7 protein-coding genes and 1 pseudogene are annotated in these 13,466 nt (G+C 46.7%); 5 read left to right on the top strand and 3 right to left on the bottom strand.

Annotated elements, in window-relative coordinates:
* Positions 1-178: 178 nt before the first annotated feature.
* Together NDI48_18195 and NDI48_18190 are read right to left on the bottom strand one after the other, a co-directional pair.
* The gene (locus NDI48_18195; GenBank protein ID MEP0833106.1) at positions 179-319 is read right to left on the bottom strand and encodes a hypothetical protein; all 141 of its coding nucleotides are present in this window, start codon (positions 317-319) and stop codon (positions 179-181) included.
* A gap of 448 nt (positions 320-767) precedes the next feature.
* Positions 768-5,312 (bottom strand): annotated as a pseudogene (locus tag NDI48_18190) (cadherin-like domain-containing protein).
* A gap of 798 nt (positions 5,313-6,110) precedes the next feature.
* Between NDI48_18190 and NDI48_18185 the strand changes: the two are divergent.
* Together NDI48_18185 and NDI48_18180 are read left to right on the top strand one after the other, a co-directional pair.
* The gene (locus NDI48_18185) at positions 6,111-7,460 is read left to right on the top strand and encodes a 50S ribosome-binding GTPase (protein MEP0833105.1); all 1,350 of its coding nucleotides are present in this window, start codon (positions 6,111-6,113) and stop codon (positions 7,458-7,460) included.
* A gap of 253 nt (positions 7,461-7,713) precedes the next feature.
* Complete coding sequence (locus NDI48_18180) at positions 7,714-8,562, top strand: sterol desaturase family protein (GenBank protein MEP0833104.1); 849 nt, start codon at positions 7,714-7,716, stop codon at positions 8,560-8,562.
* 7 nt (positions 8,563-8,569) lie between these two features.
* Here the strand turns inward: NDI48_18180 and NDI48_18175 are convergent, their stop codons facing one another.
* The gene (locus NDI48_18175) at positions 8,570-9,298 is read right to left on the bottom strand and encodes a hypothetical protein (protein MEP0833103.1); all 729 of its coding nucleotides are present in this window, start codon (positions 9,296-9,298) and stop codon (positions 8,570-8,572) included.
* A gap of 323 nt (positions 9,299-9,621) precedes the next feature.
* Between NDI48_18175 and NDI48_18170 the strand changes: the two genes are divergently transcribed.
* The 3 genes from NDI48_18170 (at position 9,622) to NDI48_18160 (ending at position 13,464) form a co-directional block, all read left to right on the top strand.
* Positions 9,622-10,143: a photosystem I assembly protein Ycf3 gene (locus NDI48_18170; protein ID MEP0833102.1), complete on the top strand. Its 522-nt coding sequence runs from the start codon at positions 9,622-9,624 to the stop codon at positions 10,141-10,143.
* A gap of 146 nt (positions 10,144-10,289) precedes the next feature.
* Positions 10,290-10,583 carry an Asp-tRNA(Asn)/Glu-tRNA(Gln) amidotransferase subunit GatC gene (gene gatC, locus NDI48_18165; protein ID MEP0833101.1) on the top strand — a complete coding sequence of 98 codons (294 nt, stop codon included), beginning with the start codon at positions 10,290-10,292 and terminating at the stop codon, positions 10,581-10,583.
* Positions 10,584-11,310: 727 nt separating this feature from the next.
* On the top strand, positions 11,311-13,464 hold the full coding sequence (locus NDI48_18160) for a PAS domain S-box protein (GenBank protein ID MEP0833100.1): 2,154 nt from the start codon (positions 11,311-11,313) through the stop codon (positions 13,462-13,464).
* Positions 13,465-13,466 lie beyond the last annotated feature (2 nt).

Here is a 13,466-nt window from a genome sequence, read left to right as displayed (position 1 = left end):
GGGAAGTTCGTACATTAACTACCTTAGTTACATAAAACACTGGATAAGTCAATATACAGAAGGTCGTATTTTAGTAGTGGTAAAGTCTGTTGTTGGGTAAAAGCGATCGCAAACCAAATGGATGAAGAGTTGATGAAGACTCGTCTCTAGTGCAATCGCCATCAATCAAGACTGTAGGTTAAGCGATCGCTTTTTCTCCCTCTGGGTCTTCTGTATCCTCAGCAGTTGGCAAAAAAAAAGAGCGATCGCCCACCAAATATCCTGAAATATACTCAACGCGGAACTTGAGTTGTGAACAGGCTGGGGATAGCGATCGCACTCAACAGGATTAGTGTTACCGGAGTGAAGAGGGTTGTTCCTTTGGGGCAACCCTCTCAATTCCAATCAAATCTTCACTCTTTTACCTCAACAAGACGCGATTAAACGAAAGTAAAGCGAGCATCTGTTGTCAGGCTAGTGGAGGTTAAACCTTCGTTTTTGAGGACGGCAATCAATTCTGTGCCGGAATTGGTAAACAGGCCGATAGAGGCATTATCTGTAGACACAGATGATGGAAGTGAACCCAAAGAGTAGTTGCTAGCTGTTCCCTTTAGCTGAATGCGATCCTCAGCTTCAAAGCCAACAATCTTGACGTAGTCATTGTAGCCACCCAAGTTGTAAAAGACGGAGGTACTATTTCCCAGAATATAGAGGTCAGCTCCGCTGCCACCTTTGAGTTCGTCGATTTGATTGGCACTCCCTGTACCACTGCCCCAACCGGTCAAGGTGTCGTTCCCGTCACCGCCTTGGAGGTCGTCACTGCCAAGTCCACCAATGAGCGTGTCGTTACCATCACCACCGAGAAGTTTGTCGTTACCGCCCTGACCATCCAAGTAATCATCGCCTTCTGCACCGCCAATAAACTCATTAGCACTGGTGCCAATCACGCGATCGCGCCCTTCTTTGGCATTGATTTTATCTTTGTGGATGCCAGAGAGTTGGCTCATGTAGATGATGTCATCAAAAGGAGTGGCATTATTATTAGCAACAATCAGTTCAAAGGCATCACTCACTGTGCCACCATCTCCATCATTGGCTGTGACATTCACATTAAAAATGCCAGGAGTGGAAATTGTGCCGGATACGATACCCGTGTTGGCATTGAGGCTGAAACCACTGGGTAAGCCTGTAGCCGTGTAGGTAAGAATATTCCCTGGGTCAACGTCACTAAAATTGTTGCTGACATTTAAGGAGAAGGCTTGATTAATTGAGATGATTTGATCCTCAATGCCTTGCCCGACCACAATGGGTGCATCATTAACAGGAATGAAGCTACCTGCTGGGATAGTGACAGTGGCTGGGTTTGTATTCAACGCACCATCGCTGACACTGACGGCATAGCTGGGTGGGTTTTCACCGCCATCATGGGTGAACTGTACTACTGCGTTGTTAATCGCCTCTTGGGTAAAGCTGACAGTGCCGTTGCTATTGGTGGTGACGCCTGTACCGCTAAAGCTGCCACCACTGATGTTGCTGATGGTGTAGAGCAGTTGAGCGGGTGTATTATCCGAGTCACTGGTGTTGAGGTTGCTGCTGCTTAAGGTAACCGTGCCGCCTTCAGTGATGCTTAGGGTATTGGTTGCTAGAGTGGGAGCGTCATTAACAGAGGTAAAATTACCAATGCTAACCGGAGTTGCAGGGGTGCTGAGAGCACCATCGCTGACGCTGACTGAGTAAGAAGGAGCCGCGTCACCGCCGTTGTGGACAAACTGTACTGCTCCATTGTTGATGTTGTCCTGGGTAAAGCTGGTAATTGCTGTTCCAGGATTAGCAACAGTCTCGAACTGGCCCCCTGTGACGTTGCTAACGGTGTAAGTCAGTCCGGTTGCAGGTGTATCAGAGTCAGTCGTGTTGAGGTTAGTAGGAGAGAGGATGACTGTAGCGCCTTCAGTAATGCTTAGGGTATTGGTTGCTAGTACAGGTGCATCGTTAACAGGAGCGATCGCAAAGGACTGAGTGGCTACCACTGAACCGCCATTGCCATCCACCACGTTATAGGAAAGGTTGACGGTGCCGTTGAAGTTGGCAGCAGGTGTGAAGGTGTAGGTGCCGTTGTTGTTGTTGACCAAGGTGCCGTTGCTGGCAGTTAGGTCAGCAACAGAGAGAGTATTGCCCTCTACATCGGTGAAACCTTGTAACAGAGCGGTTTGGCTGATTGTATAAACCGTGTCTTCAGTTCCCGCTGCTAATGTTGCTGTCGGTGTGCCCGTAGGTGCATCGTTGACGGGAGTGAAGCCGCCCGATGGGATAGTCACAGTTGCTGGGTTTGTATTCAACGCACCATCGCTGACGCTAACGGCATAGCTAGGTGGGTTTTCACCTCCATCGTGGGTGAACTGTACTACTCCGTTGTTAATCGCCTCTTGGGTAAAGCTGACAGTACCGTTGCCATTAGTGGTGACGCCTGTACCACCGAAGCTGCCACCGCTGATGTTGCTAATGGTGTAGAGCAGTTGAGCTGGAGTATTATCCGAGTCACTGGTGTTGAGGTTGCTGCTGCTTAGGGTAACTGTGCCACCTTCAGTAATGCTTAGGGTATTGGTTGCTAGTACAGGTGCATCGTTAACAGGAGCGATCGCAAAGGACTGAGTTGCTGCTAGTGAGCCACCCTTACCATCCACTACGTTGTAAGAAACGTTGACAGTGCCTTTGAAGTTGGCAGCAGGTGTGAAGATGTAGTTCCCACTGCTATCCGCCGTCAGAACCGTGCCATTGACTGTGACATTGCTGAGTGACAAGGAATCGCCATCAACATCACTAAAGCCTGCTAGCAAGTCGGCTTTGCTGATGGTGTAGGGGATGTCTTCGGTTCCAGTTGCTAGAGTTGCGATCGGTGAGCCTATTGGTGCATCGTTAACCGCCGTGATGCTGGTGTTAATGGTGTTGGTGGTACCAGAAATTGCGGTCGTTCCCCCATTCGTACCAGTGTTCACATTGATACGAGTACCCCCACTGGTAAATCCACTACTGTAGGTGTTATCGATCGCCCGAACAGTTAAATCCGGGGGAGCACCGTTGTAATTGGCAACGGGAACAAACCGGACTACCGTGCTGGCAGAGAGTGCCAGAGCTGTTGCACCATCCGCAACCGTGCCTACAGCAAACCAGTTTGTACCATCTGTAGAGTATTGCCACGTCCCTTGTGTAGTTGCATTTGAAGTATTCCCAACGACTGCAACACCGCCAAGACTTGCGCCTGCATCCGGGTCGCTAAACAGTCCATTGAAGACGGTGGAAATTGTTTGACCGTTAGGGTTGGTGGTATCTTCCGCAACAGCAGCTAATGTTGCATTGCCTGTAAGATTAGGTGCCTGGTTGAGGAGCGATAGTCCAATATCATTACCATCCCCTGCCGTATACGAGATAGTGGCATTTATTCCAGAACCCAGATTGACTGTCGCTCCTTGAGCTAAGCCATTAAATCTTCCAGTGATAGCATCAACACCATCATTGTTGACAATGATAAATGTGTTACCACCACCTGGCGTAAATCCGCCAAACAGTGATGTATTCAGTACAGCGCTGGTGCCAATCGTCACTGTACCCGTTACATTTAGCTGATCGTAGAATCCAACCCCATTGCCTGCCGATGTACCGCCTAACTCTACGTTGAACAGTGAGCCGTTGGTAAAGTTAACAGAACCTGTGTTGAGAATACCAATGCCACTACCAGGAGCTAGCACACCACCACTGTTAACTGTGACATTGCCAATTACTTTGCCCGATCCGCCGAGGGTTCCACCGTTGTTGATGGTCGTGCCAGCAGTCGCAGTTTTACCATTGACATCGAAAATACCTTCATTAACAACAATCGACGAGAAAGTCTCGCTGGAACCTAACAATGCTTTGTCTGTTGAGGTCACTTTATCGATTACCAGGTTCCCCTGTGTTCCACTGCCCAAGCCTGTGTAAGTGTTTGTCGCACTGCCTACTAAAGTAATGGCACCCGTTCCAGAGATCCCGTTGGTATCACTAGAAATCACATCTCCAGCAACTTTAATACTGAAGCCACTGCTTGCAATTTGATTGACATCGGTAATAATCAGGTCATTGTTAACGATTAAATCCTTGTTGAGCGTCAAGTTGCCTGCAAAACCGAACTTCAGCTCAACATCATCAATAGAACCACTGAAGTTACTGGCATAGCCTTCGTTAAAGATACTCGGCTCTCCAAAGACCACCTTACCGCCAGCATTTTTGAGCAGACCTGAACCAGACAGAGTGCCGCCGCGCAATCGCAGGTCATCGGTGAGCAAGACATTACCCCCCGTTTTGGCAACATCGAGATTCCACAGTACCCCAGTGCCACTGATACTTTGGTCGGTGCTGCCTACCAGTTGAATGGCAGAGTTGCTGTTGCGAAAGTTGGCATCGTTGGTGATGACATCCCCACTGACCTTGATATTGAATGAGCCACCATTGCCTGCAATCGTCTGCACCTCAGTGATGATTAGGTCATTGTTAACAACCAAGTCTTTACTGAGCAAAAAGTTGGACTGAGACTGAAACTTCAGCTCAACATCATCAATAGAACCACTGAAGTTACTGACATAGCCTTCGTTAAAGATACTCGGCTCTCCAAAGACCACCTTACCGCCAGCATTTTTGAGCAGACCTGAACCAGACAGAGTGCCACCACGTAATCGCAGGTCATCGGTGAGCAGGACATCGCCCCCCGTTTTGGCAACATCGAGATTCCACAGTACCCCAGTGCCACTGATACTTTGGTCGGTGCTGCCTACCAGTTGAATGGCAGAGTTGCTGTTGTTAAAGTTGGCATCGTTGGTGATGACATCCCCACTGACCTTGATATTGAATGAGCCACCACTGCCGAAAATTTGATTGACATCGGTGATGGTAAGGTCGTTGCTGACCACCAAATCTTTCACTAGAGTTAGATTACCGCTAGCGATCGCAACTTCCAGGTTGTACAGTGCTGCTGTAGTATCTACAGTCTGATTTCCAGTAAAGCGTACTGTCCCTGTCCCTGAGTCAAAACTGCTGGCATTTGCGATCGCAAATCCCCCTGCAACCGCCAGTGTATTTGAACCCAGGCTAATGCTTCCTGTATAAGCAGCAGCCACCTGAAGGTTTTGGATGCTGAAGTTGGTATTAATAGTGGCATTTTTGGTCGATGTCCCATCAAAAAGCGCCACATCATCTGCATCAGGAATACCGTCTGGATCTGATCCTGTGCCACTAACAAGGCTCCAATTCGCTGCCTCAGTCCAGTTATTAGTTGCGCCGCTACCGATCCATTTAAAAGTTGCCATAAAAATTCCCGAATATGTTGAGTTTGGTTAGTTAGTACAGGCAAAAAAAACAGCAGAAATGAACGCCAACCTCACTTCGAGGAGAACGCAATGAACACTTAGCCTCATGCCAACGCCAAGAGATAAAATCTCGGATAATTGAGATGACGTAGATTTACACCAACCTAATGGGTGCAAAATTCTTAGTTTGTGTAAGGGCAACCCTGCCCAATCCCCAAATAATTACCGACAAACCCTTATCGTCTCAGGGAGTGAAGCTATGCCTTTGAAACAACAGAGTATTTTCAACAGTGAATTCCCTTAGAGTGATTGGCTGAAACAACCTTGAACGTTATTTCGTCTTCTCAGTATGTTCAATCAAATCGACAATGTCGATATATAAAAGTTCGTACATTTGTCAATTTGCTCACAAGCCTATCTTTATGAATCTTTAAAAGAATCAGCGGTGACTTCTTATACTCTTTAAATAGGTGGATTGACAATTCTTTGTTTTTGTAGATATTGCTAAAAACACACAAAATATTTGATAAGTCAATATAGGGAAGTTCGTACATTAACTACCTTAGTTACATAAAACACTGGATAAGTCAATATACAGAAGGTCGTATTTTAGTAGTGGTAAAGTCTGTTGTTGGGTAAAAGCGATCGCAAGCAAAGTTGAAGGTAATATTTAGGCATGGGGGGTCAGGTAAGTCGAAAATTCGGCACTTTCAACTTTATCTGCCCCACCCCTCCTTATCCCGCACTCATGTTAGATAGATAAGATCTGACTGAAATCTATGAACCGTTATTATGCCAATGACTGAGCCACATGAAACTGACTCGCCGTCAGATAATTCTCAGCCGTTGAGTGAACCAACTGAGGGTATGACGACTGAGTCGGTTGACGATTCCTGGAAAAACCGCATTTCGGGTATCTGGAACAACACAACAACACGTTTGGTGCAACTCTTACCCGTAGACCAACTCGCTCAAACCGTGAGTCAGTGGTTTAGCGTCAGCGAAGAACAGGTTGCAGAGATTTTGGAGACGGTTCGCGCCGAACTGCCCACCACAGAAGCCCTGCTGATTGGGAAGCCCCAAGCTGGAAAAAGCTCGATTGTGCGGGGGCTGACGGGGGTTTCTGCGGAGATTGTGGGTCAGGGATATCGTCCCCATACGCAACACACCGAACGTTATGCCTATCCCTCCAATGACCTGCCGTTGCTGATTTTTACCGATACGGTGGGACTGGGAGATGTGAACCAAGAGACTCAGGTCATTATTCAGGAATTGGTGGGCGATCTGCAACAGGAAACACGCCGCGCCAGAGTCCTGATTCTAACCGTTAAAATCAATGATTTTGCCACCGATACACTGCGACACATTGCGGCTCAACTGCGTCAGCAGTATCCAGATATTCCCTGTCTACTCGTGGTGACGTGCTTGCATGAGGTTTATCCGCCCGGTACTGCTGATCATCCGGTCTATCCGCCCGATTATGAGGAGGTTAACCGAGCCTTCACCGCTATTCAGGACGCCTTTACCGGAATTTGCGATCGCGCCGTCTTAATTGACTTCACCTTAGAAGAAGACGGCTACCATCCTGTATTTTATGGCTTAGAAGCACTCTCGACTTCCCTCGCCGACCTTCTCCCAGAAGCGGAAGCCCGTGCGATTTATCAGTTATTGGAGCGGGACGAAGTTGGCAAACAACTGGGCAACCTCTACCGAGATGTGGGACGGCGTTACATGTTGGCCTTTGCCATCATGGCAGCCGCCCTGGAGGCTGTACCCGTCCCCTTTGCCAGTATGCCCGTGCTGACAGCATTACAAGTCTCAATGGTGGGTCTGTTGGGGCGATTGTATGGGCAGACACTCACCCCATCACAGGCCGGAGGAGTGGTGAGTGCGATCGCCAGTGGCTTCCTCGCCAGGGCAGTGGGACGAGAATTAGTCAAATTTATCCCTGGTTTTGGCAGTGTGATTGCCGCCTCTTGGGCTGCGGCCTACACCTGGGCACTGGGGGAAGGAGCCTGCGTTTACTTCGGGGATTTAATGGGGGGTAAGAAACCCGATCCCAAGAAAATTCAGTTGGTGATGCAAGATGCGTTTAAAGTAGCCCAAGAACGGTTTAAGGGAATCAAAACCTCATCCAGCTCCTCGTAAGGCACCGGCATTAACTGAAATTGGGGTACAAAAACTCTGCGCCCCTGTGGGTCACCCTTTGCGTCGTCTGCGTTAAAAAAATCTAGTATTTTAATGCCAACAGATTCAATAGAGGATATGTTGGTCATGCCTTGTGAGCCGTATCCCGGCGATTGCTCTGTCGCTATTCAATAGATTAGTTTTATGGCGCAGTTGTCTTTTAAAGGTTATCAGGGTAAAAGTTATAAGAAAACTTCGATCAAACATTTAATTCATGAAAGGACGGTTAGTTAGGGCGCTAGTTTTATATATTCTGCTCACAGTTCTGTTTGGTATCCTCGAACGCTTCTATCCGAGCATTCCCAATCAACCCAAATGGCGGCGGGGTGTGTGGTTAGACTCGTTCTATTGGTTTTTCACCCCCATGGTGATTCAGATCCTGAGCATGATCTCCATCGCGTTAGTCGTTCTGCCGCTTTACCTGCTGCTGGGGCGATCGCTACAATGGGACAGCGTTCTGGCAGGGTACGGCCCAATCTCACAGTTACCCCTTTGGGTACAAGGTGCGATCGCGATTGTAATGGGCGATTTCATTGGCTACTGGACTCATCGCTGGCACCATACCCGCCAACTCTGGGATTATCACGCTGTCCACCATAGTGCAGAGATAGTGGACTGGCTGACGGCGGTTCGTCTGCATCCGGTCAATGACATCATCTCGCGAGTGATGCAAGCCTCTCCCTTGCTGATTCTGGGCATCTCTCCGATCGCGGTTGAATTTTATGTCCCGTTCTTATCCAGCTACGTGGCTCTGATCCATGCCAATATTTGCTGGACTTATGGGCCTTTTCGCTATGTCCTAGCGAGTCCTGCCTTTCACCGTTGGCACCATACAATGGATGAAGAAGGATGGGGCAAGAACTTTGCAGGACTTTTCCCCATTTATGATGTGATCTTTGGCACGTTTTACATGCCTGGTGGTCGCCAACCCAAGAATTTTGGACTCTATGGCGAGACAATCACGGAAAACTTTATGGCTCAATTAGTTTACCCCTTCCGTCACTGGAAATTCTTGAGCAAGTGGCTGAATCGGAGCAAGCCTATAACCGAGTATCAAGAATAAGAAACCGTTAACCTTTAACTTCCAAATTGTCCAGAATGAAGTTAGCTCGTGGTGCAAACCCATCTCCATATTCCGCTGGATAATGGGTAATAACATAGAAAACTTTCCCATTTGCTTCGCCAATGTACAGTTGAACGAGTAGGTTTTCCTCACTTCCAGGTTGTTTGTAAAGGATTTTTTCCTTGGCCCAAGAATACGGGACATCTTTCGTCCGCTCCTCCATTTGCCACTGATTTCTTTGAACCAATCCACCCTTTGCCGTTAGTAATCTTTCCAGCTGTTCTGCGTTGTTTGCCCCGGTAGGAAAGGATATGGAGACGTAAACATCTTTGTTTTTATTTCCATCTACGTTGTAATAAAATATGCTTCCTGTATCTGCTCCAGAACTAGCAGATTCGGCAACAAAATCATCTTTGGGAAAATAGGTGGTAAAAACCTGACTGAGCTCATCGTAAAGCTTCAGCGTCACCTCACTCTCTTCCCCTTCAATGTTAATCGTGTCAGTTTTCGTGCTAGGTCTTGTTGATGCCTGGGTTGTGTCAGGGGTTTCTTCGGGCTGATTATTCGGCGTTGCCGCAGGTGATGGTGCGGTGGATTGTTCGCTTGGAGCGGGGATGGTAGCGCGATCGCTGCCAACGCCTGAATCAACGGTATTATTTGAACCTGATGCACAGGCAGTTATTGTACTTAGGGCTACAATGGCTCCCAGCAGAGATAATTTTTGAAAACGTTTCATCTCAAGTTTCGGATAATCAGCTACTCATTCATCGTAAAAAAAGCAAAAATGGTTTTGTGGTTACCTTGTGTAGCGTCAAACAATGGCACATACCATCTAACCCAATTAATTCTAAGTCATCCTCAAAATCAGACCTCGTAAAGGCTGAAAAGCCATTGTCGGTCGGATACCCACACCATATTCCAAAGCGGACTAGCCGTTCTCCCGGCACTGGGTAACCCTCTCAGGCGTGACCAATCGACGTTAAATTTACATGTAGTATCCGAAAACTCCAAGTAGCCACGCTACTCTAGTCAACTGAGCGCAATAACATACAGGTATCTATGCCCAGAAGTCAACGTAACGATAACTTCATCGACAAAAGCTTTACGGTGATGGCAGATCTAATCCTGAAGCTGATGCCAGCCAACAAGCAAGCCAAAGAAGCGTTTGCCTACTACCGTGACGGGATGTCAGCTCAAGCGGATGGTGAATATGCCGAAGCCTTGGAAAACTATAAAGAAGCTTTGACGCTAGAGGAAGACTCCTACGACAAGAGCTATATCCTTTACAACATGGGGCTGATTCATGCCAGCAACGGTGATCATCAGCAAGCGTTGGAACTCTATCATGACGCGATCGAACTCAATCCGCGTCTGCCTCAAGCGCTTAACAATATTGCCGTAATCTACCACTACCAGGGGGAACAGGCGAAGGAAGCTGGAAACTCGGATACGGCTAATGCTTTGTTTAACGAAGCGGCTGAATACTGGAAACGTGCGATTCGCCTTGCCCCCAATAACTATATTGAGGCACAAAACTGGCTGAAAACCACAGGTCGCTCGGAGCTGGATGTGTACTTTTAGAAGTTAACAGGTTGAAAGTTGACAAGTTGGCAAGTGGAACCTCCAACCTCCAACATTCAACCTTCAACCTTCAACCTCCAACCTCCAACCTTCAACCTTCAACCTTCAACCTCCAACCTTCAACCCTATAATTACTAACCATGTCCATTATTGACCGAGAACAAGTTCGGAAAGTTGCTAATCTTGCCCGCTTGGAGATGGCAGTGGAGGAAGAGGAGCAAATGACGGCTCAACTGAGTAGCATTTTGGAATACTTTGAGCAATTGAGCGAATTAAACACATCGGATATAGCGCCGACAACCAGGGCGATTGATGTGAGTAATGTCACCCGACCGGATGAGTTGCGGCCTTACTCTGACAGAGATGCGCTGCTTGGGGAGGCTCCTGAACAGGATGGCGACTTCTTTAAAGTGCCCCAAATTCTACAAGCGGAAGAATAATTTTCAAGTATGAAGGATGAAGTACTGTTTGGGTTAGATCTCACCTTACAAAAGCTCCAGAGGTAAGCTTTTGGTAATCAAACTCTTTCTGAGGAAATGTAAACCCTCAGGGTCTCGTTCCCAAAGGGCCAATTCTTGATTTTGATTTTCCTGACAATCCGCATTAGGTAGATGAGGAGACTTCTTGTGCTTTAGGTGTGATCGAATGGGGGTACGAGATGTCGTGCCCCTACATTCAGAAGCAGAAGATAGAAGGCGGAGGGCTATTATGCTCCCACGTTTTTTTTACAAAAAAGGCAGAGGGCAGAGGGCAAAAGGCAAAAGGGAAGAAAGGTAAAAAGAACTTTAGTCGTGGGTGTTATTGCCCACGCGAAAAAGAAAAAAGTTTGTGTGCATAGGCAATTATTACCTCTTGAATCAAACATCAAAGATTCAATCCCACGCTTTTTAAACGTGGGAACATAAAAGCCTCATGCCTTCCATCTTCTGCCTTCTGAAGTTGGATTGAAAAAGGATGTTTTGATTCAAGAGACGATAGTCGTCTCTTGAATCAAACTTTTTTCTTTCAGGCGTTGGCAATAACACGCACTCAATAGAGTTGTTTTTCCCTTCTTCCCTTCTGCCATCTGTCTCCTGCCTCCTCATCCTCACCTTCGGCTCCGAGCGCTCCGGTGCCTTTCTTTGTAATTTTTTACCGGAAACGGAATAACTTGCACCTATATTGAATATGCAATGCAAGAATAACCAAATCTTGATAGTGGGCGATCGGATAGAGAATCGTCAGGTACTTGTCCAATATTTATCCCAATCAAATTATGACCTTACTCAAGCCAGCAATGGAGAGGAAGTATTAGAAATTATAGAAAAAGGTCTAAAACCCGACCTGATCTTGTTGGATATGCCCCATATGTCTGCCTATAAATTGACTCAAAAACTCCGTAAAATTTTGCAGGCTGATCAAATTCCGATTTTAGAGTTAAGTGATAAAAACCAAGTCCCTAATTGGGCAACTCGCTTAGAAATTGGGATAAATGATTATCTAACTCAACCCATCTCCAAAGAGGAACTGATTTTCCGTATCAATACTCAGATAGAGCTTTGCCGACTCAACGCTGAAAATAAACGTTTTTTCCGAGAACGGGAAGCCTTAATACAGGAAAAATTTGACCTAAAAATTTTGCTAGAAACTTCGACTGAACATGGTGATACAGTCGTCAATCAATTGAAAGACCAAGCCGATGAAGCTGTACGGGAAAGCGAACGTAAGTTGGCTCAATTTTTAGAAGCTGTACCTGTTGGGGTGGGAGTACTTGATGCTAACGGCAAACTTTACTTTTTGAATCAAAGAGGCAAGGAAATTTTTGGCAAAGGAGTCGATCCAAACACACCATCGGAAAGGCTTTCAGAAGCTTATCAAGTCTATATCGCAGGTACGAATCAGTTATATCCCTCCGAAAAGTTGCCCATTGTGCGATCGCTGAAGGGAGAAAATGTAACTGCTGACGATTTGGAAGTCCACCAAGGTAATCAAAGAATTCCTATCGAAGTTTGGTCAACGCCTATCTATGATGCTGATGGAAACATTGCTTATAGTATTAACGCTTTGCAAGATATCACGGAACGCAAACGAACGGAGAAAGTCTTAGCTGATTATAACCGAAATTTGGAACAAAAAGTTTCCGATCGCACTCAGGAATTAGAAGAAAAAAATCGACAACTCCAACAAGAAATTCGGGCTAGCGAAATAGCCGCCAAGGCTCGTAAGCGTGCAGAGATAGCACTGCGTCAATCAGAAGAAAAGTTTGCCAAAGCGTTTCGTTCCTGTCCGAGTGCCTTCACAATCACTCGCCAAAGTGATGGCTGTCATATCGAAATTAACGATAGTTTCTGCAAATTTATAGGTTATACCCGTGAAGAAGTCCTGGGTCGTACTGCGGTCGATCTGAATCTTTGGGTGAATTGGGAAGACCGTGCCCAACTGTTCCATCTCCTGCAAGAGGAGGGCGTCATTCGTAACTATGAATTCAAATTCAGAACCAAGTCTGGTGAAGTAAGGACAGCATTGTTATCCGCAGAAAGGATTGACTTGGATGGACAAATTCATGTTATTTCTGTCAGTCAAGATATCAGCGATCGCAAGCAGGCACAAGCGGCATTGCAACAGGCGAAAGATGTAGCCGAAACGGCAAATCGTGCCAAAAGCAGATTCCTCGCCAATATGAGCCACGAACTTCGGACTCCCCTCAATGCCATCATCGGCTTTACCCAATTACTCACTCGTGACTCATCCCCCCATCCACAACAACAGGAGTACCTAGGAATTATTCAGCACTCCGGTGAACATTTACTCGAACTGATTAATAATGTTCTGCAAATGTCCAAAATCGAGGTGGGTCGGGTCACGCTGAATAAGAATAGTTTTGATCTGTACCATCTGCTGGACACTCTTGAAGCCATGTTCAAGTTGCCCGTCCAAAATAAGAATTTGCAGTTAGTGTTTGACCGCACTCCCACCCTTCCCCAATACGTGCAAACTGACGAAAGTAAGTTGCGTCAAGTCTTAATTAACCTCCTGGGAAACGCCATTAAATTCACCTCAGAGGGGGGGGTTACCTTGCGAGTAGGCAGTAAGTTGCAGGTTGAATCTTCTAATGAATCGCCAGTTAAAAGGTTGAATGTTGGAGGTTCTCAACAGTCTTCAAACCGACAACATTCAAGCCATCAACCCGTAATCCTTTATTTTGAGGTGGAAGACACGGGATTCGGTATTGCCCCCGAAGAGATGGACTCCTTATTTGAACCTTTTGTGCAAACACAAACGGGTCGGCAAGCCTTAGAAGGAACGGGTTTAGGTTTACCCATATCGCGACAATTTGTGTAACT

It is taken from the genome of Microcoleus sp. AS-A8, from assembly GCA_039962225.1.
Taxonomy (GTDB): Bacteria; Cyanobacteriota; Cyanobacteriia; order Cyanobacteriales; family Coleofasciculaceae; genus Allocoleopsis.
This window is presented reverse-complemented; position numbering and strand designations above follow the sequence as displayed.

What these genes read in the sequence shown, in the direction of transcription:
- NDI48_18185 (MEP0833105.1), top strand. Translation starts at nt 6,111, where the DNA reads ATGACTGAGCCACATGAAACTGACTCGCCGTCAGATAATTCTCAGCCG.
- NDI48_18160 (MEP0833100.1), top strand. Translation starts at nt 11,311, where the DNA reads ATGCAATGCAAGAATAACCAAATCTTGATAGTGGGCGATCGGATAGAG.
- NDI48_18175 (MEP0833103.1), bottom strand. Translation starts at nt 9,298, where the DNA reads ATGAAACGTTTTCAAAAATTATCTCTGCTGGGAGCCATTGTAGCCCTA.
- NDI48_18170 (MEP0833102.1), top strand. Translation starts at nt 9,622, where the DNA reads ATGCCCAGAAGTCAACGTAACGATAACTTCATCGACAAAAGCTTTACG.
- NDI48_18180 (MEP0833104.1), top strand. Translation starts at nt 7,714, where the DNA reads ATGAAAGGACGGTTAGTTAGGGCGCTAGTTTTATATATTCTGCTCACA.